General features: G+C 51.7%; 20 protein-coding genes and 1 rRNA gene. All 21 read right to left on the bottom strand.

From position 1 onward, the window contains the following. A 16S ribosomal RNA gene (locus DFQ01_RS22550) occupies positions 1 to 241 on the bottom strand; the annotation flags it as partial. 382 nt (positions 242 to 623) lie between these two features. Beyond that, positions 624 to 2,141 (bottom strand): lysine--tRNA ligase, encoded by a 1,518-nt coding sequence (gene lysS, locus DFQ01_RS22545; protein WP_110046174.1) that lies wholly within the window; start codon positions 2,139 to 2,141, stop codon positions 624 to 626. Positions 2,142 to 2,281: 140 nt separating this feature from the next. Further along, entirely contained in the window at positions 2,282 to 2,758 is a 477-nt protein-coding gene (gene greA, locus DFQ01_RS22540) for a transcription elongation factor GreA (RefSeq protein WP_110046173.1), read from the bottom strand. A gap of 211 nt (positions 2,759 to 2,969) precedes the next feature. After that, a complete protein-coding gene (dusB, locus tag DFQ01_RS22535; protein ID WP_110046172.1) occupies positions 2,970 to 3,998 on the bottom strand; it encodes a tRNA dihydrouridine synthase DusB in 1,029 nt (342 codons plus the stop codon). Between the two features lie 277 nt (positions 3,999 to 4,275). Beyond that, positions 4,276 to 4,488, bottom strand: a complete 213-nt coding sequence (locus DFQ01_RS22530) for a helix-turn-helix domain-containing protein (protein WP_110046171.1) — start codon at positions 4,486 to 4,488, stop codon at positions 4,276 to 4,278. Next, positions 4,470 to 4,997, bottom strand: coding sequence for a 2-amino-4-hydroxy-6-hydroxymethyldihydropteridine diphosphokinase (folK, locus tag DFQ01_RS22525; protein ID WP_110046170.1), 528 nt, complete (start codon positions 4,995 to 4,997; stop codon positions 4,470 to 4,472). The genes DFQ01_RS22530 and folK overlap by 19 nt, the downstream gene beginning before the upstream one ends. Then, complete coding sequence (folB, locus tag DFQ01_RS22520; RefSeq protein WP_110046184.1) at positions 4,975 to 5,361, bottom strand: dihydroneopterin aldolase; 387 nt, start codon at positions 5,359 to 5,361, stop codon at positions 4,975 to 4,977. The genes folK and folB overlap by 23 nt, the downstream gene beginning before the upstream one ends. Positions 5,362 to 5,558: 197 nt before the next feature. Continuing rightward, the gene (gene folP, locus DFQ01_RS22515; RefSeq protein WP_245946829.1) at positions 5,559 to 6,416 is read right to left on the bottom strand and encodes a dihydropteroate synthase; all 858 of its coding nucleotides are present in this window, start codon (positions 6,414 to 6,416) and stop codon (positions 5,559 to 5,561) included. A 10-nt stretch (positions 6,417 to 6,426) separates the two neighbouring features. Beyond that, positions 6,427 to 7,305, bottom strand: a complete 879-nt coding sequence (locus DFQ01_RS22510) for an aminotransferase class IV (protein ID WP_110046169.1) — start codon at positions 7,303 to 7,305, stop codon at positions 6,427 to 6,429. Then, entirely contained in the window at positions 7,302 to 7,883 is a 582-nt protein-coding gene (gene pabA / locus DFQ01_RS22505) for an aminodeoxychorismate/anthranilate synthase component II (RefSeq protein WP_110046168.1), read from the bottom strand. The genes DFQ01_RS22510 and pabA overlap by 4 nt, the downstream gene beginning before the upstream one ends. Positions 7,884 to 7,897: 14 nt before the next feature. Beyond that, the gene (locus DFQ01_RS22500; protein ID WP_425452431.1) at positions 7,898 to 9,466 is read right to left on the bottom strand and encodes an anthranilate synthase component I family protein; all 1,569 of its coding nucleotides are present in this window, start codon (positions 9,464 to 9,466) and stop codon (positions 7,898 to 7,900) included. 169 nt (positions 9,467 to 9,635) lie between these two features. Then, a complete protein-coding gene (gene cysK, locus DFQ01_RS22495) occupies positions 9,636 to 10,574 on the bottom strand; it encodes a cysteine synthase A (RefSeq protein WP_110046167.1) in 939 nt (312 codons plus the stop codon). A gap of 195 nt (positions 10,575 to 10,769) precedes the next feature. After that, a complete protein-coding gene (locus tag DFQ01_RS22490; RefSeq protein ID WP_110046166.1) occupies positions 10,770 to 11,720 on the bottom strand; it encodes a peptidylprolyl isomerase in 951 nt (316 codons plus the stop codon). Positions 11,721 to 11,738: 18 nt separating this feature from the next. Beyond that, positions 11,739 to 12,638 carry an Hsp33 family molecular chaperone HslO gene (gene hslO / locus DFQ01_RS22485; RefSeq protein WP_110046165.1) on the bottom strand — a complete coding sequence of 300 codons (900 nt, stop codon included), beginning with the start codon at positions 12,636 to 12,638 and terminating at the stop codon, positions 11,739 to 11,741. Positions 12,639 to 12,737: 99 nt separating this feature from the next. After that, a complete protein-coding gene (locus tag DFQ01_RS22480; protein WP_110046164.1) occupies positions 12,738 to 13,529 on the bottom strand; it encodes a type III pantothenate kinase in 792 nt (263 codons plus the stop codon). Between the two features lie 3 nt (positions 13,530 to 13,532). Beyond that, the gene (nadC, locus tag DFQ01_RS22475; protein ID WP_110046163.1) at positions 13,533 to 14,390 is read right to left on the bottom strand and encodes a carboxylating nicotinate-nucleotide diphosphorylase; all 858 of its coding nucleotides are present in this window, start codon (positions 14,388 to 14,390) and stop codon (positions 13,533 to 13,535) included. Then, entirely contained in the window at positions 14,383 to 15,996 is a 1,614-nt protein-coding gene (nadB, locus tag DFQ01_RS22470) for an L-aspartate oxidase (protein ID WP_110046162.1), read from the bottom strand. Before nadB ends, nadC begins: the two co-directional genes overlap by 8 nt. Before the next feature lie 36 nt (positions 15,997 to 16,032). Continuing rightward, entirely contained in the window at positions 16,033 to 16,971 is a 939-nt protein-coding gene (nadA, locus tag DFQ01_RS22465) for a quinolinate synthase NadA (protein WP_110046161.1), read from the bottom strand. 412 nt (positions 16,972 to 17,383) lie between these two features. Next, entirely contained in the window at positions 17,384 to 19,414 is a 2,031-nt protein-coding gene (gene ftsH, locus DFQ01_RS22460) for an ATP-dependent zinc metalloprotease FtsH (RefSeq protein ID WP_110046160.1), read from the bottom strand. A 111-nt stretch (positions 19,415 to 19,525) separates the two neighbouring features. Beyond that, positions 19,526 to 20,065, bottom strand: a complete 540-nt coding sequence (gene hpt / locus DFQ01_RS22455) for a hypoxanthine phosphoribosyltransferase (protein ID WP_110046159.1) — start codon at positions 20,063 to 20,065, stop codon at positions 19,526 to 19,528. A 224-nt stretch (positions 20,066 to 20,289) separates the two neighbouring features. Further along, a complete protein-coding gene (tilS, locus tag DFQ01_RS22445) occupies positions 20,290 to 21,738 on the bottom strand; it encodes a tRNA lysidine(34) synthetase TilS (protein WP_110046157.1) in 1,449 nt (482 codons plus the stop codon). Positions 21,739 to 21,762 lie beyond the last annotated feature (24 nt).

The following is a 21,762-nucleotide window of genomic DNA, read 5'->3' as shown; positions in this document are numbered from 1 at the left end:
CCATCCACAGGTGACAGATTGCTCCGTCTTTCCCGATCTCCTCATGCGAGGAAATCGCGTATCCGGTATTAGCATTCGTTTCCGAATGTTATCCCGGTCCTGCAGGCAGGTTGCCTACGTGTTACTCACCCGTCCGCCGCTAAGCGTCAGAGGTGCAAGCACCTCATCAACTCCGCTCGACTTGCATGTATTAGGCACGCCGCCAGCGTTCGTCCTGAGCCAGGATCAAACTCTCCATAAAAGAAGTGCTTGTTTAGCTCATTTAAAACATTTAAACTGACAGTTTCGCTCGTTGTTCAGTTTTCAAAGAACAATATCATTTTTGACAACTTTTACATCTTACCAGATGTCAATCAGTGTGTCAAGTATTTCTTTTTGTTTCGTTTCAACAACGTTCATTATCGTATCACATGATCGTTTGTTGTGCAAGCTTTTTTTATATCTTATTTTCAAAGTTATTTACTTCGATTTCGATTTGCTTTAAGCTCGCCGGCGTCGTGTTTCTCGGCCGGAATTAGAATATACCATAGTCGAACAACCAATTGCAACCCCTAATTTCAATGAAGTCGAGATTTCATATAAAAAGCCGACTGCACAAGGCAGTCGGCTTCTATAATCAGTGTTTACTCACCTGCGCGGTGGCGCATATGAGGGAACAGCAATACGTCGCGAATCGACGGCTGGTTTGTCAGCAGCATGACGAGACGGTCAATACCGATACCTAGACCACCTGTAGGTGGCATACCGTACTCAAGCGCACGGATGAAGTCATCGTCCATCTCGTGTGCTTCGTCGTTGCCATGCTCACGCTCAAGAAGCTGCGCTTCGAAGCGTTCACGTTGGTCGATCGGATCATTAAGCTCCGTGAAAGCATTCGCATGCTCACGCGCTACAATGAACAACTCGAAACGATCCGTAAAGCGTGGATCTTGTTCGTTCTTTTTAGCCAGAGGCGATATTTCAACTGGATGTCCTGTAACAAACGTAGGCTGAATAAGCGTATGCTCGCAGAAATGCTCGAAGAATGCATTCAGGATGTGGCCTGTAGCCCAATGCTTCTCAACAGGCACCTTGTGCTCACGCGCAGCCGCATGTGCTTCTTCGTCCGTAATTTGCGATGCAAAATCAACGCCTGTCGCTTCCTTAACGAGATCCACCATCGACACACGGCGCCATGGCGTACCGAGGTCAACTTCATATTCTCCATAAGGAATAACCGTCGAACCAAGTACCTCTTGTGCGATATGCTTCACGAGATTCTCTGTGAGTGCCATGATGTCCTTGTAGTCAGCATATGCTTCGTACAGCTCGATCATCGTGAACTCTGGATTGTGGCGAGTCGAAATGCCCTCGTTACGATATACGCGGCCGATTTCATACACCTTCTCCAGACCGCCAACAATGAGACGCTTCAGATGAAGCTCGATCGCAATACGCATGTACAGCTGCATGTCCAGTGCATTGTGGTGTGTAATGAACGGACGTGCAGATGCTCCGCCTGCAATGCTGTGCAGTGTAGGCGTCTCAACCTCCAGGTAGCCAAGCGAATCCAGGTAACGACGCATCGATTGAATAATGCGCGAACGCGCAATAAACGTTTGTTGGACGTCAGGGTTCGTGATCAGATCGACATAGCGCTGGCGGTAGCGAAGCTCTACGTCCTTCAAACCATGATGTTTGTCTGGTAGCGGCAGAAGCGATTTCGTCAGAACGACGATTTCTTTGGCCTTAACAGACGTCTCGCCCGTGTTCGTCTTGAAGACAACACCACGCACACCAACAATATCGCCGATATCGAGCAGATCGAATGCCGCATATTGCGTCTCGGAGAGCGTGTCTTTACGCGCGTAGATTTGGATTTTGCCGGACAGGTCTTGGATATGTGCGAACGACGCTTTACCCATACCGCGTTTTTGCATGATGCGGCCAGCAAGCGCTACTTCGACATGCTGCTCCTCAAGTTGTTCTTTGCTTGCTTCCTCATTCGCCGTAATGATGTCTTTGGCAAAATGTGTCCGCTCGAACTTGCTGCCGAACGGGTCTACGCCAAGGGCGCGCAGCTCGTCCAGTTTGTCACGACGAATTTGCAAAAGTTCACTAAGCTCTTGTTGCTCTTGTTGTTGCTGTTGGTTCTGATCCAATGTAACCACTCCTAAACGGTTGACGCCGACGCTGCAGCCTGATCGGGGCAAGACGAGGAGGCGCAAATCTACACGCGAGCCTCACTTACGAACGAAAAAGCTTCCAAGGGAAGCTTTTTCGAAAGGGCCGTACGTAAACCTTATTTTTTGATTTCAAGAATTTTATATTGAATGATGCCGGCAGGGACGTTTACTTCGACAGTTGCGCCGACTTTTTTGCCCAGAATCGTCTTTCCTACCGGGCTTTCGTTGGAAATTTTGTTGTTAAGCGGATCGGATTCAGCCGTACCGACAATCGTATATTCCAAAACGTCGCCGAACTCCATGTCTTGCACGGATACCGTAGCACCAATGCTTACCGTGTCCGTATCGATATCGTCGTTGTTGATGATACGCGCGTTGCGCAGCATTTTCTCAAGTGTAATAATACGACCTTCGATAAAAGCCTGCTCGTTCTTCGCGTCCTCGTATTCCGAGTTCTCACTGATGTCACCGTAGCCAATGGCAACTTTGATCCGTTCAGCCACTTCACGGCGTTTCACCGATTTGAGGTTTTCAAGTTCCTCTTCCAACTTCTTCAGACCTTCTTGAGTCAGAATAACCTCTTTATCGCTCATCTTGTGATTCTCCTGTCGTGTGACATATTTTCATACACCTTCGTTTGCCTGTATGAATTCACCATTACTTAATATATTACGCAAAGCTGGCCCCATGACGCATCCGTTGGACACGTAATGAAGCGCTTGCTCGGGTTTATATTGCTTGATTATATTGCAGTATCACATCAAATGTCAATCAAAGCCAGCCCCTTGTGGGACATTCCTTGTCCTACTGTGCAGCCGCTTCGTCATCCGACCATTTAGCGGATATCGGCTTATGCGCATCCTCTGGAAGCGACTCGATATATTGGTTCAAAACCGCCACCATATTGTCGCGGCTCGTCTCCTCCATAATGTTGTCCTTGATGCGTGCCGATCCCGGCAAACCTTTCATATACCAAGCCATATGCTTGCGCATCTCGCGTACCGCAGTCGATTCACCCTTCAGGCTGCAAAGACGGTCCATGTGCAGAATCGCGATCTCCATCTTCTCCTTTGGCGTCGGATCCGGAAGCAGCTCGCCATGTGTCAAATAATGAACTGTACGATACAGCATCCACGGATTGCCGAGTGCGCCGCGTCCGATCATAACGCCGTCCACGCCTGTATGCTCGAGCATTCGCTTCGCATCCTCTGGCGAGAATACGTCTCCGTTGCCGATGACTGGAATGGATACGGCTTCTTTAACTTCTTTTATAATGTCCCAATTGGCTTTACCTGTATACAGCTGCTCACGAGTACGGCCGTGCACACTAACCGCGCTTCCGCCAGCACGTTCAACAGCGCGTGCATTCTCAACCGCGAAAATATGCTCATCATCCCAGCCAATGCGCATTTTCACCGTTACCGGCTTGTCGACCGCTTCTGTTACAGCAGAAACCATCTCATAAATCTTATTCGGATCAAGCAGCCAACGCGCCCCCGCGTCGCACTTCGTTACTTTCGGAACGGGGCAGCCCATATTGATGTCGATAATATCAGCATTCGTCTGTTTATCGACGATCCTCGCAGCTTCGACGAGCGATTTGCGGTCGCCACCGAAAATTTGCAAGCTAAGCGGCTTCTCGCGCTCATCGACAAAGAGCATCTCCAACGTTCTTTTGTTACCGTGCAGAATCGCTTTGTCGCTTACCATCTCTGCACAGACGAGTCCTGTTCCGAACTCCTTGGCAATAAGACGAAAGGCCGGGTTGCAAACGCCGGCCATCGGCGCAAGTACGACATTGTTCTTCATCTCGATGTTTCCGATTTTCAGCATGCTACTCGTAACTCCTTCCGTTATATTACGTGTTCAAAAAGTCGGGTTTTCAGCCCGAGAAGATTGCGAGAACCTGAAGGAGCTTATGCTTACGAAGCTGTTATTTGCTCGCAGGCTGTAACTTTGGAAGTATCGTAAATAACTTCTAGGAACGGAGTGTAGGCAACACCTACATGAGTACCGGACTTCGAAGGTGAACACAAGCTTCGATGTCGAAACGGCTTCCTTACTTACTTCGTGATCAAAAGACGACTTTTTGAACTACCTCTTATATTACCTAGGTGCCGCTAATACGAATTAACTCATTGTAGTCAATCCCGAGCGTATCCGCAATGTTTGTAAGCAGCTTCGGATCAGGCTTGCGTGTTCCCCGCTCCAACGAACCGAGTACTGCTACCGAAACCTCGAGCCGCTGTGCCAGCTCCTGCTGGGTAAATCCTTTCAACTTGCGAAAAGCGCGGATGCGCTGTGCTAACAGATCGTTATCCATCGCTTGATGCCTTCCTTTCCGTCCTGACAGGCCAATGTGGCAGACTGCTCTACCGCCGCGCGAAGCGGATGTGCCATCGTCAGCACGTCGCAAAGCGGCACCAATACAAAAGCTCTCTCCATCATACGGGGATGCGGCAGTATGAGCCGCTCCGTATCCATCGTAACCCCTTCATACAAGAGCAAATCAAGATCGACCGTCCGTGGACCAAAGCGGATATCACGCACACGGCCGAGGTGATGCTCAACATCAAATAATACACTCAGCAAATCATCCGGTGTAAGCGACGTACGAATGGCGACCGCCATGTTCAAAAATGCCGGTTGATCTGTGTAGCCGACCGGGTCGGTCTCATATATATCAGATACACGCTCGACCTGAATACCCTCTGCCGCTGAGAGTTGTTCAATCGCTTGCCGCAGCGTCTGCTCCCGGTCACCCAGGTTAGAGCCAAGCGCTACGTAAGCTTCATAAAGTCCCGCCTGATCAGACGGGAACGATTGTACCATGCTCATCCCGCTTTCTGCGAAGCTCGACCGTTACCCCATCGAAGTAAATTTCGAATGGCGGATTCGGTTTCGTGACACGAACCGTCACTTCATTGAGATTAGTATAAGACTGTAGAAGCCGCGTTGCAATGGCGCCAGCGAGCGCTTCGATCAACTTGAACGGCGGTCCTTCTACGATTTCTTTCGTTACAGCATGCAGCTCAGCGTAGTTAATAGTGGCATCCAAATCGTCTTCCATCGCAGCCCGCGACAGATCCAGCTTCAGCTCCAGCTCTACCTCGAACTTCTGCCCGAGCTTATTCTCTTCTGCGTATACGCCATGATACCCGAAAAAACGCATCGCTTTCAACGTCATTGTGTCCATCTTCATGTCTCCTAAAAGCAATTTGCTTGCTTCTTCGATTCTACTGCCCGTTAAGCAAATTGCTTGCATCGTAAGCATACACCTAGCAATTTGCTTGCTTCTTCGATTCTACTGCCCGTTAAGCAAATTGCTTGCATCATAAGCATACACTTAGCAATTTGCTTGCTTCCTCGATTCTACTGCCCGTTAAGTAATCCTTAGCCGCGCTGGCGGTCCCGGTAAACGATCGCATCGGTCATCATTGCTGTCCGCTTCATGGCCCGAACATCATGAACACGGACGATTCCGCATCCTTGTGCAATGCCAAGCGTTACAGTAGCGGCTGTACCTTCTACTCGATCATTCACCGGAACGCCTCCGAGTGCCTGGCCGATGAATCCTTTGCGCGAAGTGCCGAGAAGCACAGGATACCCAAGTGCGGCCAGGTCCGACAGCCTGCCCATCATCGCAATATTCTCCGCATAGTCCTTAGCGAAGCCGATCCCCGGATCGAGCCAAATCTGCTCATCGCGGACGCCCGCTTCATGTGCAATTCGAACGCTCTCCTGCAGGTCGGCAAGAACATCCGCAACAAAATCAGTATAGTCCCGCTCCGGTCGATTGTGGTTAACGATGACAGGGCAGCCGAATTCGGCTACAACCTTCGCCATCTCTGGACTGTACTGAAGCGCCCAAATATCGTTCACGATATGAGCACCTGCTTCTAAAGCATGACGTGCAGTCTCCGCCTTATAGGTGTCGATCGACAGTGCCATCTGCGGAAGCGCTTCTCGCAGCGCACGAATAACCGGCACGACCCGACTTATTTCTTCTTCCTCTGACACTGGCGTAAATCCCGGACGAGTCGACTCACCGCCTATATCGATAATATCTGCGCCTTCTTCAGCCATCTGTTTCGCCCGTTCTACGGCTGCCGATACGTTAGCGTAGCTCCCTCCATCCGAGAAGGAGTCTGGCGTTGCATTCAAAATGCCCATGATGAGCGTGCGTCTCCCGAGCTCAAGTGTAACTCCGCCGCTCAATTGGACGGTGCGCACGGCTGGTTGATGTTCAATGATGTTCACGCTAATCCTCCTTACTGCATTCCTGCCGATAGTTGGTCAACAATTGACGATGTATAGGACCAGCATGTCCGCTGCCAACGCGATGGATATTGCCATCCCAATCGGTCAGCGTGGTTATCGGAACAAGCTCTTGAATAGAGCTCGTCATCCATATCTCTTCCGCTCTCACAAGATCATCCCAGCCATAAAGCCCTTCCTCTACAGGATGACCCACAACGGCCGCCAGTTCCATCACACGTTCACGGGTAATGCCTGGCAGGATTCCGGCGTCGAGTGATGGTGTGCATACTTGATTGTTGCGGACAAAAAACAGATTGCTGACGATCCCCTCCGACAGATAGCCTTCCTTCGTCAGCAGAAGACCCTCCGCCCCTGTTGATGCGCCAGCATGCAGCAGCTCCTGCTTGGCGATTATATTATTCATATAGTGCAGCGACTTTAAGCGAATATCACCCTCCGGCGTATTCCTTACCGTCTTCAGCAATCGCAGCTCCCGTCCCTGCTCATAGACGGACGGCGGGGTTGCTGGCAGCTGCTTCACAAGCAGCCATACGTTCGGTTTGCCGTAGGCGCCCGTAGGCAGACCAAGTCCCTCATCGCCGGCCGATACGGTCATCCGTACATAAGCGTCCGGCAGATCGTTAGCTTCCATTACCTCTGCAAGCCAATCCCGAATTGCCTGCCCATCCGGTATGTAGTTGATCTGCAGCGCCTTGCAGCCATCCGTGAGCCGACGAAGATGCCGATCCAGCAGGTGCGGCAGCCCGTTGTATGTACGGAATGTCTCGAATAAGCCTAGACCGTACAAAAAGCCGTGGTCGAATACGCCGACCACAGCTTTCTCCGCATCTATAACGGAACCGTTGTACCCGACCTTCATCGCGTTGCGCCCGCTCGCAAAGAGAGGAAGTTGCGCAGCATGTTCAGGCCGTTCTCAGTAATAATCGATTCCGGGTGAAATTGTACGCCTTCAATCGGATACTCTTTGTGACGCAGACCCATAATCTCGCCTTCCGCCGTCTCTGCCGTAATCTCGAGGCAATCCGGAAGCGTCTCCCGCTTCACGATAAGCGAGTGGTAGCGAGTTGCAGTGAATGGGGATGGAATTCCTTCGAAAATCTTCTTGCCGTCATGCAAAATCTCAGATGTCTTGCCATGCATCAGCTTCTCCGCACGAACGACGTCACCGCCAAATGCTTGTCCAATCGATTGATGGCCTAAGCAGACGCCGAAGATCGGAATCTCACCTTTGAACCGATCGATGACTGCAAGGCTGATACCGGCTTCATTCGGCGAACAAGGCCCTGGGGAGATAAGAATGTGGTCTGGTGCAAGTGCAGCGATGTCGTCCAAACCGATCTCGTCATTACGTTTGACGATAATGTCTTCCCCCAGCTCACCCAAGTATTGCACCAGGTTGTACGTAAAAGAATCGTAGTTGTCGATAACAAGAATCATGTCGACTCCCCCTTCTATTCCACTTTGTCAAAGCGTTCGCTAAGTTGAATGGCTTTCCACTGTGCCTTCGCTTTGTTAAGGGATTCATAATATTCCCGCTCCGGAATAGAATCGATGACGATACCTGCTCCAGTCTGGATATGAACAACACCGTCTTGTACGGTCATCGTTCTAATAATTATATTAAATTCCATATTGCCACAGTAGTCAATCCATCCGAGGGAACCGGTATACGGTCCGCGGCGTGTTGGCTCCAGCTCTTCGATGATTTCCATCGTCCGAATCTTAGGCGCACCTGTAATCGTTCCGCCCGGGAAGGTCGCTGCAATGACATCGAATGCATCCTTGCCATCCGCAAGCTGACCATCGACCTGGGAGACCAGATGCATCACATGCGAGTAGCGTTCAATGACCATCAGTTCCTTCACATGCACCGATCCATACTTCGAGATCCGTCCAAGATCGTTGCGCTCCAGATCGACAAGCATAATATGCTCTGCCCGCTCCTTCTCCGATTCGAGAAGCTCCCGCTCCATCGCGGCATCCTCCTCGGCTGTCTGCCCGCGGCGGCGCGTGCCGGCAATAGGCCGCGTAGCCAGCAGTCCATTGCGCAGCTCGACGAGTAATTCGGGCGAGCCGGATACAAGCTGGAAGTCTGGGCTGCGCATGAAGCCCATGTACGGCGACGGGTTTACAAGCCTTAGCCACTCATAAAGTTCCTCAGCGGGCACCGCGGCCTTTTTACTCTGACGAAGCGATAAATTGACCTGGAACACATCACCTTGACCAATATACTGTTGAATGCGGCGAACGGCGTCCTCATAAGCATCCCTGCCAAACGGCGAGAACGTATCCTGCACCGCTTCGACATTAACGGCTAGCGATTCATGGTCCAGCGTGCGCAGGCGCCGCTCACGCAGCTTGACAGCCTCTGCTGCAGCCTGCTCCTTACCGAACAGCTTAACCCAAAAGGCCGCCATCGCCTCCGTCCTTGCACAAGCCTGTTCGTACTGTAAACGAAGCTCCTGCTCGGTCAAGTCGGAACGTACTCCTGTGTTGACTGCGCAGTAGAGCGCTCCCTCTTCACGATCCACGATCCACAGCTCGTCGAAGCGCATAAATAAATAATCCGGCAGTCCTAAATCGTCGCTTGCCTGTACCGGCAGCCGTTCAATGGAACGAATAATGTCGTAGCTCCAAAAGCCCGCACAGCCGCCCGTCCATTTGGGACCGTTATGAAGCGCTGGCCCGATGTATGGCTTCATCCACCGCCGAACGACATCAATCGGTTGGCCCTGCCACTCTATCGCATCTCCGGCCTTCTGACCCATCCACTCGGTCGATGTCGCATGCTCGTCCTTGCCTTGGATTACCGATACCGGATGAAGCCCCAAATAGGTATACCGGCCCCCCTTGCCGCTCTCCAGCACGATCGAATAAGGAGCTGCGTTCTGCCATGCCGATTCCCATGAAGCAACTGTACTGCTCTCTAAGCCGACCAACGGCTGCTTATGGAGCATCGGCAGGGTCGTAAATGTCCGTTCATTATGCCACTGAAGCCACTGCTCCCAGTCGATGACCACTCTTGTCTACCCCCCGTTCATCCATGCCGATTCCGGCTATTTCGCCTAGTATACAGAATCGACAACAAAAAGAAAAGCCGCTCCCCACCTGTGCTCGCAGGCTATGCAAGCAAAAAAGGCCTCCATTCGGAGGAATGGAGGACCTTGAAAGGTTTATCGAAGAAATGAATTAGTTCTCGAAGTTGAAGAGCGGCGTGCTCAGGTAACGTTCGCCGTTCGAAGGAACGATTGCAACAACACGTTTGCCTTTGCCAAGCTCTTTCGCCACTTGCAGAGCTGCGAAGATCGCTGCGCCGGACGAAATACCGCACAGGATGCCTTCTTCACGAGCAGCGCGGCGCGCCGTCTCGAATGCATCGTCGTTCTCAACTGTGATGATGCCGTCATAGATCTCACGGTTCAGGATATCAGGAATGAAGTTAGCGCCGATACCTTGAATTTTGTGAGGACCTGGTTTGCCACCGGACAGAATTGGCGATGCAGATGGCTCAACAGCGTATACTTTGATGCCGTCGAAGTTATTCTTCAGCACTTCACCAGCACCGGAAATCGTACCACCCGTACCGATACCTGCGATGAAAGCATCCAGCTTGCCGTCAAGCGAGTTGATCGCTTCAACGATCTCAGGACCTGTCGTTTCGCGGTGGATCTTCACGTTTGCTTGGTTCTTGAATTGTTGCGGCATGAAGTAGCTTGGGTTTTCTTGCGCAAGCTCTTCTGCTTTCTTAACTGCACCGTTCATACCTTCGGATCCTGGCGTCAGCACGAGGTCTGCACCGTAAGCGCGAAGCAGGTTGCGGCGCTCAAGGCTCATCGTCTCAGGCATAACGAGAATCGCTTTATATCCTTTAGCAGCTGCTACCAATGCAAGACCGATACCCGTGTTACCGCTCGTTGGTTCAACGATCGTAGCACCTGGCTTCAGAATGCCTTCCTGCTCTGCTGCTTCAATCATGCTGATTGCAATACGATCCTTAACGCTTGCGCCTGGATTCTGGTACTCCAGCTTTACATAGATTTCAGCGCTGTCTTCCGGCACAAGACGGTTGAGACGCACAAGCGGTGTATCCCCGATCAGTTCTGTAACACTTTGAACAATCTTAGCCATTGATAAACTGCCTCCTTATTCCGACTAGTTCAGTAGGTTTTACTAATTCCAATCTTATCAACGCCATATGAAATTGTCAATACCTTCTTTCCTGTCGATTCCAGATGAAACGTAACAGTACAAGGGCGTTTCGTTCTAGGGAAGTATAAACTTACATATGCACAAACATATAAAGGATTATATTTCCAGAAAGGTTTAAGGCATTGTCGATCGTGCATTGTATCTGGCAAGCAGAGCATCTTCTACCTGAGGCAGTGGATCTGCATGCTCAAGGGCAACACGACGCGAAGCTTCTTCTACCAAACGGTCACCGACTAAGCCCCCATGCTCCCGGCGTTCGTCCAGACGAATAACAGCATAGCCGCCCTCCGTCTTAATTGGCCCGCCGATCTCACCGACCTCCAGCGCTTCCGCTGTATCCAGCAGCGCTTGCTCGATGAATGGATCATCCGATTCGATCAGACCCAAATCGCCGCCGCTATCGGCCGTAAACGTATCGATGGATTCAGACTGTGCTAGTTGCTCGAAATCTTCGCCATTTTGGAGACGTTGAAGAATTGTACTCGCTGTGGTTCGTGTCGACAGCAATATCCAGCGAAGATGAAGTTCCGTTTCCCCTGCAAATTCAGCTTCGTGCTCGTTTATGTATGTATCCACCTGTTCGTCTGTCACGTTCACGTTACGAATCGCGATTTGCTCGAGAAGCAAATTGTATCGGGCGTCGTCCGCAATGTCCTGCCGCGATAAACCGAGCTGGGTCCTCATTGCTTCATAGTAATCCGTTTCTGATTCATAACCATCCATCATTCGAGACAGCTCCAATTGGAGCTGCTCCGATGTGATGTCGAGGCCATCTGCTGCAGCCTCCTGCTGGACCGCTTCGCGAAGCATCATCTTGCGAAGCATGTCCTCCCCATATCGGCGGCGTAGTTCATTATCGAGTTCCTGCTCGGTAAACGTACGGCCGCCAATCGTACCTACTGTTGCATTGCCTCCCAGCCCCTTGTTCGCCCCCGGCTCTTCAGAAGGCTCTACCGCCTTCACCCGCAGAAACGGCACATAATGGCTCGTAACAACGACAGCAACGACTATCATACATAACGCCTGCAGAGATACCAGTCCCCGCAGCAATCGGTCTTTCTTCATCCCCGTCAAGCCTTTCGATTATTGGAGGGGCTTCGGTTTCGCTTGCTCGAGCAGATGCTGCAGCTGTTCACTATTAAACGTGTAGGTCTCATTGCAGAAATGGCATACGACTTCGGCTTTTCCGTCTTCCTCTATGATTTGTTGCAGCTCATGCTGACCCATGCTGATCAGCGTCCGTTCCGTACGCTCCTGCGAGCAGCGGCAGCGGAAATGAATATCCGTCGTATCGTGAATCGTCAGATTGTCCCCAACGAGGAACTTCAAAATTTCTTCCGGCGTTTCACCTTGGTCAAGCAGCGCTGTTACCGGCGGCATCACACTTACGGCTTGTTCCAGTCGCGTAAGCTCTTCTTCCGTTAGACCCGGAAGTACCTGGACAATGTAACCGCCCGCATGCAGCACCGAACCATCCGTATCTACCAGTACACCAAGTCCGACAACCGACGGTGTCTGCTCAGATACAGCGAAATAATAGGTGAAGTCTTCTGCCAGCTCGCCTGACACAATAGGAGAACTGCCGCGGTATGGCTCTTTCAAGCCTAAGTCTTTAATGATATGGATAAACCCGCTGCGGCCGACCGCGCCCGCTACGTCCAGCTTACCCTTCGAGTTGCTGGCCATATGCACTTGGGGATGATCCACATAACCGCGCACGTTGCCCTTCGCGTCAGCATCGACCACGATCTGACCAATCGGACCGTCGCCTTTGACTTGAATCGTCAGCTGTTCTTCGCCCTTCAGCATCGAACCCATCATTGCGCCTGCAGCGAGTGTACGACCAAATGCAGCCGTCGCTGTCGGGAATGTGCCATGTCTGCGCTGCAGTTCACTTACTAGGTTAGTTGCCCGAACTGCGAACACCCGAATACGGCCGCCCCATGCGGTACCCCGCAATAAAATGTCTTGTTGTGCTTCCATGATCGGATGCCTCCTAACATCAGGATCTTTGAACGGAGTTTCAAAATCATTCTGCCTATTCAATGTCACTCTGATTTCTTCTATAGATTTATTAAACCATTAAACTTCATTTGTCCCAGTAGTGTTGTCTTGATTCCGTTCATATATAATACGTAGTCCTTCAAGCGTCAGCAGCGGATCGACTTCTTCGATCGTCTCCGATTCTGCCGCGATCAGATCGGCCAGCCCGCCCGTTGCTACGACGCGCGGCGTAACGCCAAACTCGGATTTAATCCGACGAACGATGCCATCCACCTGACCGGCGTAGCCGAAAATAATACCGGCCTGCATCGACGTGATCGGATTGCGGCCGATGACACTCTTGGGACGGACGAGCTCAATGCGAGGCAGCTTCGCTGCGCGCTGATACAGCGCCTCCGTCGAGATGCCAATGCCCGGCACAATCGCGCCGCCAAGATAGCTGCCTGTAGCGTCGATGTAGTCGAACGTAGTTGCCGTTCCGAAGTCGACGACGATGAGCGGCTTGCCGTATTTTTCGATACCAGCAACAGAGTTGACAATCCGATCCGCCCCGACTTCGCGCGGGTTCTCGTACCGGATGTTCAGACCCGTCTTCACCCCAGGACCGACGACGAGCGGAGCTTTACGCATATATTTGATGCACAGCTGTTCGAGTGTACGCATGAGAGGCGGTACGACGCACGAAATAATGACGCCGTTCACCTGCTCAATGGACAGACCCGACAGATGAAGCAGATTGTAAATCGAAAGACCATACTCATCAACGGTTGCAGATCGATTCGTGCTAAGACGCCAGTGGTGCAGCAGCTCTTTGCCGCGATAAACGCCAAGCACGATATTGGTATTGCCCACATCTACTACGAGAATCACGGTTTAAGCCCCGCCCTTCTTCTCATTCAAGTCGAGACTAATATCGAGCGCCTGGAATGAATACGTCAGACCGCCAACACTGATCACATCAACACCCGTCGATGCGATGCCGCGGACTGTCTCCAGTCGAACCCCGCCAGATGCTTCTGTTATTACATGTGGAGACCGCGACTTTACATAACGAACAGCCTCGGCCATTGCGTCTAGACTCATATTATCGAACATGATGATATCGGCACCGCTATTCAGCGCTTCTTCAATCTGCACCATCGACTCGGTCTCGACTTCAATCTTCATTGTATGTGGAATGCGAGCGCGTGCACGTTCAACGGCATCACGAATGCTGCCCGCCCCTTTAATATGGTTGTCCTTAATCATAACGGCATCATACAAGCCAAAACGATGATTCGCACCGCCCCCGACGCGAACCGCGTACTTCTCCAGCATTCGGTGACCTGGCGTCGTCTTGCGTGTATCAACGAGGCGTGTCGGCAGTCCTTCAAGCGCATCGACGAATGAGCGAGTCTTTGTCGCAATGCCAGACAGCCGCTGCATCAAGTTAAGGGCAAGCCGCTCGCCAGTAAGCAGACTATGCGTGCTGCCTTCTGCTTCTGCGATGACCGTACCCTTCGTTACATGGTCCCCGTCTTGTACAAGCGCTTGGTATACGAGGTTGGGATCTACAATCTCGAACACCAGCTTCGCAACATCAAGACCGGCAATGATGCCGTCTTCCTTCACATGAATAACAGCCTTCGAATGACTGTCCGCCGGAATCGTCGTCTCTGTTGTAATATCGCCCATACCAATATCTTCAGCCAGCCAAGCACGAATCTGCTCGCGCAGCGCATAATCATACATCGTGAACCCGCTCCTCTGTTACTCCATATTCCCGATGAACCACTGTATGCTTCCGCCAATTGTTATCGTCCCGTTCCGGGAAATCTTCGCGGGCATGTGCCCCACGACTCTCCTCACGCGCAATGGCACCTTCCGTGGTCAACATTGCACACGTCAGCAGGTTCGCAAACTCGTATTCCTCCCGCTTCGTGAGCACGCTTTGGAAAATCGGCAGCTGACGTTTCAGCTCGTCGAAGCCTTTGGCCAAGCCTTCGCCATTGCGGCGCAGGCCAACGTAGCGTACCATCACCTTCTGCAGCTTCAGCCTGCGTTCGACGACAGCCTGTATCGGCACGCCGCTGCGTTCTGTTTCATAATGAACCGAAGGCGTGAACGTCAATGGTGACAGCCCCGCAATCCGATCTACAATCCTTCTGCCAAACACAATCGCTTCGGACAGCGAGTTACTCGCCAGACGGTTCGCGCCATGTACACCGGTCGACGATACTTCACCGCAGGCGAACAGCCGCTTAATATTCGTCTCGCCGCTCAGATCCGTCTTCACGCCACCCATCGTATAATGCATCGCCGGCGCAACCGGTATCCAGTCGGTCGTCAGATCAAGGCCATATTGTAAGCAGTATTCGTAAATCGTTGGAAAACGATGCTTCACCATCTCTTCCGACTCATGCGTAATATCCAAGTAGACGAACGTCGATTTGGTCTCTTCCATCTCGCTGACGATTGCGCGTGCAACAACGTCACGCGGCGCAAGCTCCAGCTGCTCATGATAGCGATGCATGAATCGCTCGCCTTTGATGTTGCGCAGATAAGCACCTTCGCCACGAACTGCCTCTGAGATCAGGAAGCGTGGCGCGCCCGGATAACATAACGATGTCGGGTGAAATTGTAGAAACTCCATATCTCTTATGTAGGCACCCGCACGGTAAGCCATCGCCACACCGTCGCCAGTTGCCACGTCAGGATTGGTCGTATACCGATACAGCTGACCCGTTCCGCCCGAGCACAGTACGGTTGCTTTGCCGCGCACGAACAGACGGCTGCCGTCCGGCTTCTGTACGATCGCGCCGCAGCACTCGCCATCCTGCGTCACGAGGTCGATGACGAAATGGTCGTCCCACACCTCAATGCCATCCATCGCTATCGCCTTCTCCGAAAGCGCACGAACGATCTCATAGCCCGTCGCATCGCCGTTGGCATGCAAAATGCGGCGCTGGCTGTGCGCCCCTTCCTTCGTCAGGGCGAATTCGCCGTTCTCACGGTCGAACTGCGTGCCCATCCGAATCAGATCGTTTACACCATCTGGTCCTTCATGCACGAGCACCTCGACTGCATCACGGTCACAGAGACCTGCGCCTGCAATGAGCGTATCCTCGCGATGATAAGCCGGGGAATCGTCCTCGGAAATGACCGCGGCGATTCCCCCCTGCGCATAACGTGTATTGCTATCCATGAGCGACTTCTTCGTGATCATGAGCACGGAGCCTTGCTCACTTGCTTTAATAGCGGTAAAAAGACCGGCGATGCCGGCCCCAATAACGATTACATCTTTATCTACAACCGGCAGTTCATCCAGCCGAAAATCAACAAGATAATTAGGAATCATAATGACAGATGCCTCCAGGTCACTAGGGTGCGATCACTATTTCACTTGCAGCATACGCTCGAGCGATTGCCGAGCCGAATCAGCGACTGCAGGCGGCACATAAACTTGCGGCTGCATCGTCTCCAGGCATTTGACAAGCTTCTTCAAGTTGTTGACCTTCATGTTCGGGCATACCAAGTACTTCGTTGCAAAATGGAACGTCTTGTTCGGGCTGTCTACCCGCAGCTGATAACCTGTTCCGTCCTCCGTACCAACGATGAACTCTTGGCAGTCGGAGTTTTTGCAATATTCGAGAATGCCAGTCGTACTGCCGACGTAGTCGCCAAGCGCCACAACTTCTGGGCGGCATTCTGGGTGAACGACGAATTGTGCGTTCGGGTACTTCGCTTTCATTTCTTCTACGTCTTTAACGGTCAGCATATCATGCGTGTTGCAGTAGCCTTCCCAGATGATCATTTTCTTGTCCGTATGCTGCTGGACGTAGTGACCGAGGTTCTTATCCGGTACCCAAATGATCTCGTCGGACTCAACCGAGTTAATGACCTTCAGCGCATTGGACGACGTACAGCAAATGTCCGTCTCCGCCTTAATTTCTGCCGAAGAGTTAATGTACGTAACAACCGTAGCATTCGGATGTTGTGCCTTCAGCTTGCGAAGACCATCAACGTTAACCATGTCCGCCATCGGGCAGCCTGCGCGTTCATCCGGGATAAGGACTGTCTTGTTCGGTGCAAGAATCTTCGCGCTCTCGCCCATAAAATGCACGCCGCAGAACACAATAACATCCGCGTCCGTTGCCGCTGCCTTCTGAGCAAGCAGGAACGAATCGCCTCGGAAGTCCGCTACCTCTTGAATTTCATCACGCTGATAGTAGTGCGCAAGAATAATGGCGTTACGCTCCTTCTTCAATTGCATGAGTCGTTCGCGCAGCTCGCGGTTCTGCTCTGCTTTCCGTTCCAGTGCCAATGCTTCCATCGGTAGGTCTCTCCTCTTCGCGCGGTCTATTCATTCATAAAATATGATGGACTATGTGAATTCGTGCACATACTTTGCCGCCGCATAATTGATAGTGTGAACAAAAGATGAATGTTTTTTATAGTTAACATTAAATGTACACATTGCGACGAACGCTGTCAATTGCTAGATCATAGCAGAGACGTCCAACTTTTAAACCAAATCCCCTGTCTGCAAAAAGTCGCCGTCGCTTCTACCGTCGAACCGCTGATCGAGCGGTAAGTAGAACGCCTCACTTATTAACTGGAGAAGACCCAAATGCTAGGAGTAGGAGTGGATTGGCCATGCTTATACCGGATGAATACACCCTAACGCACAAAAAAGCTGCTGTTTGGTTCTTGCGAACCGAACAGCAGCTTTATGTGGTTGGTGTTTATTCGTTCTTATCCGTGCCAGGGTTGCCAGAGCCATCGTCGTCGCCGGCTTTGTCGGTCGTGTCGCTAACAGGCGTTGGGGATTCCTCGGAATCCTTCGTCTGAATGCGAACTTTCACGCCACCGATCGTATCGACCTTCACATCGGAACGGAATTCTTCCGTGGATGCTGTCGACTCTCCCTCAGGCAGTTCACCCGTCAGCGAGCCCGTCTCGATCAGACGTTTGATCTGATCCAGTTCGAGTGTCTCTTCGCTAAGCAGCGTCTGTGCGATGAGGTGCATTTCCTTGGACTTCTCGGTAAGAAGCTTCTTCGCCCGATCGTAGCACTCGTTGATAAAGAACTGCATCTCTTGATCAATTTCGTACGCGATCTTATCCGAGTAGTTCTGCTCGTGACCAATATCACGTCCAAGGAACACTTGGCCTTGGCTGCTGCCGAACTGCATCGGACCGAGCTTATCGCTCATACCATATTCCATGATCATGCTGCGCACGATGCTTGTTGCTTGTTTAAAGTCACTGTATGCACCCGTGCCCACTTCGCCGATGAAAATTTCTTCTGCGACGCGGCCGCCGAGCAGACCCGTTACTTTATCAAGCAGCTCCTGCTTCGTGACGAGCATACGGTCTTCCTTCGGCATCATGATGACGTAACCGCCAGCCTTGCCGCGAGGAATGATCGTAACCTTGTGAACCATATCGGCATGCTCCAAGAAGTAGCCGACGATCGTATGGCCTGCTTCGTGGTAAGCAACGATGCGCTTCTCGCGGTCACTAATGACGCGGCTGCGCTTCTCTGTACCAACGATGACACGGTCAATTGCTTCATCGACCTCAACCATAGCGATATCTTTCTTATTACGGCGTGCTGCGAGGAGCGCTGCTTCATTGAGCAGGTTCTCCAGGTCTGCACCTGTGAAGCCTGTCGTACGTTTAGCGATGATGTCCAGCTTAACATCTTTGGACAACGGCTTGTTGCGGGCGTGTACTTTCAGTACCGCTTCGCGGCCCTTCACGTCTGGACGGTCAACCGTAATTTGACGGTCGAAGCGGCCTGGACGGAGAAGTGCAGGGTCTAGAATATCAGGGCGGTTCGTTGCTGCGACGATAATGATGCCTTCGTTCGCGCCGAAGCCGTCCATCTCAACGAGCAATTGGTTCAGCGTCTGTTCGCGCTCGTCATGTCCGCCGCCGAGGCCTGCGCCCCGCTGACGACCAACGGCGTCAATCTCATCGATAAAGATAATACAAGGAGCGTTCTTCTTCGCGTTCTCGAACAAGTCGCGAACACGCGATGCGCCGACACCGACGAACATTTCGACGAAGTCAGAACCCGAAATGCTGAAGAACGGTACGCCAGCTTCGCCTGCAACTGCGCGGGCAAGCAGCGTCTTACCTGTACCTGGAGGGCCCACGAGCAGGACACCTTTAGGAATACGTGCACCGACGGCTGCGAATTTGCGAGGATCCTTCAGGAACTCAACAACCTCGACGAGCTCTTGCTTCTCCTCATCAGCACCCGCAACGTCCTCGAACGTTACACGCTTCTTCTCTTCGTTATACAGACGTGCACGGCTCTTGCCAAAGTTCATCACCTTGCCGCCGCCACCCTGCGCTTGATTCATTAAGAAGAAGAACAGGATAAAGATGATCACGAAAGGAATGATGGATGTTAGCAGCGTGAGCCACATGCTCTCGCCCTTCATCTTCTTGTACTCTAGCTCGAAGTGGTTCTTCTGAGCTGCATCGTCAATTTCCTTCGTTACGAATTCATCAACGTTCGTGCGAGTATAGAATTGTTTCTTGTTGGCTTCCGGCGGCTTCTTATATTCACCAGTGACCAAATAGGAATAGCCATCAAATTGAAGTTCCAAGCTCGCGACATTGTCCGTTTGAAGTGCTGTCCTAAACTCATCGTATCGGATTTCGGCCGATGAGTCGTTTTGGCTGCTAATAAATTGGACAATCCCCACGGTCACCAAAAAAATAAGTAGATAAAATCCAGATGTCCGGATGATTCGATTCATCCCCAACCTCCTCTCGAGACGCTCTAAATATTTTACCATAGCATGACTTTCCATCACAATAGAACGAGGTGAGGTGAAGTCATACTGAGGCGATCGCTAATCGGGTGCTTCTTACTTGCTGTATACTTCCGGCTTCAAAATACCAACGAACGGCAGGTTGCGATAGTGCTCGGCAAAGTCGAGACCATAACCTACAATAAATTCGTCAGGCAGCGAGAAACCTTTGTAGTCTGCCTCAAGCTCAACGGTACGGCGTGCAGGCTTGTCGAACAAGGTGACAACCGTTACCGATTTTGCGTTGCGGCGTTCCAGCACATCGATTAGGTAGCTGAGCGTCAAACCGCTGTCAATAATATCTTCGACGACGAGCACCTCGCGTCCTTCGACCGTGACATCAAGATCTTTAATGATTTTGACAACGCCGGACGATTTGGTCGAGGCACCGTAGCTAGATACCGCCATGAAATCAAGCTCTACGGGTATACTTAATTGTTTAACCAGATCTGCCATGAAAATAAACGCGCCTTTCAAGACGCAAATAACGAGCGGGTTACGCCCTTCAAAGTCTTGGCTAAGCTGCTCGCCAAGCTCCTTGACCTTGTTCTGAATCGTCTCAGCATCAAACAGTACTTCTTGGATATCGTTTAGCAATTTAAAGCCTCCTAAAGGTTTTGCGGAATACTACTGCGATCCGCTCAAGGATCGCATGTGAAGCAAAAGCTGCTTCGTAAGCATATGCTTAGATTTTGCGATAGCTGCGGTCTGATTATAGTCAAAGATGTTGTGAATTTCAAATGCGACTCCGTAGAATGGCATCGCGCAGTGAAACAAGTTCAATCGCTCGTAGCTTATATGTATGATCATACAAGGGCCGCTTATTCAAGGTTCATGGTGCAGGGCACGGTTTGAATTCGCAATACGTTCGTCGTGCCCGCTCCCGTCAATGCGATTGCGGAGCGTCTTGCTCCCGGAATCCACAGCACTTGACCAGCCGCATCAAGGACCAACGGCATTCGATCTCGCTCTGATGGCGGGATTTTCAGATCAACGAACATATCTTGCACTTTTTTCGTACCGTTTAATCCAATTACGCTCATCCGATCGCCAGGCCTGCGATTGCGGACGGTTAACGGAAACAAGAGCTGGTCCGCATCAAAATCGGCACAATACCGCCCTCGCTCATCGGCTGCTGCGACTGCATTCGTCAGCCGAAACGACAATCCCCCCTCTGGAACGTCCAAGACGTCGTCCATTGCTTCAATTGTGTACGCGTATGGCGGCCAATAAGAATGCGATAAATGCGGCTCACCGGTCAACCATCTCAGCCGGTCATACTCGCGATAAAACCGAACTCCTCCGCCTGCATCTGTCTGCCATGTAGTCGGGGAAGGCGCGAGCGCAGCGTGCCGAATGGCTTCGATTCGCTCGAAATCCGCTTTATCGCCAGGCTTTAACCCAGCTGTTTCCATCGAGAGATAGTTTAATATTAGTTTAATCAATCTTCTTTGTAAAGCAACCGGGAGGCTGGACAAATCGGCTCTTCGCAGCTCACAGAACGTCCCGGATGAACGGCTCACCAATCGCTCGAAGGCGCGGCTTGCTTCGTCCTGCATCCATTGGTCTTCTACCGATGCAATCTCAGCTAGTCGGTTCAAGGAAGCGCTCAGCTGCGGATTATACTGTTCCAAATACGGCAGCACATCCAGCCGCAGCTCATTGCGGAAATAATCGCGCTTCATATTACTGCTGTCGATTGCATACGGGATGCTGTGAAGCTCCGCGTAGGCAGTGAGCTCCGCTTTGTTTATACGAAGCAGCGGGCGAATCAGTTCCACATTTTTATCTCTGCGCTTCGCCTGAATTCCGGCTAATCCAGATGTCCCTGTCCCTCGCAGCAGCCGCATCAGCACAGTCTCCGCCTGATCGTCGGCATGATGGGCAAGCGCGATGCGGGAAGCCCCATACCGGTCCGCCACTTCATGTAGGAATTGATACCGTTTCAACCGTGACGCCTGCTGACTGTTCATTCCTGTTGCTTCAATATAGGAAGGCATATCGAGCGTGGTGGCTTCGAATGGAATGCCAAGCTTCGCTGCAAACGAACGCACCAGCTCGGCCTCATCCTTTGATTCCTGTCCACGGAAGCCATGATCGACATGAGCCGCCACCACTCGCAACTGCTCGGCACCCGATAGCGCATGCAGCAGATGCAGCATGACCATCGAATCCGGTCCGCCTGAAACGGCGACTACAATACAGTCTCCCTCGTGCCATAGCTCATGCTCTTCCTTGAATGCCAGCAGGCGTTTCAACCAGTCGTCCATGCTACCCTTCCCCTCGATGTCTTG

This window comes from Paenibacillus cellulosilyticus (genome assembly GCF_003182255.1).
In the GTDB taxonomy this organism is placed as follows: domain Bacteria; phylum Bacillota; class Bacilli; order Paenibacillales; family Paenibacillaceae; genus Paenibacillus_T; species Paenibacillus_T cellulosilyticus.
Note: the sequence above shows the minus strand (reverse complement) of the source record. Positions and strands in the feature narration are given on the sequence as shown.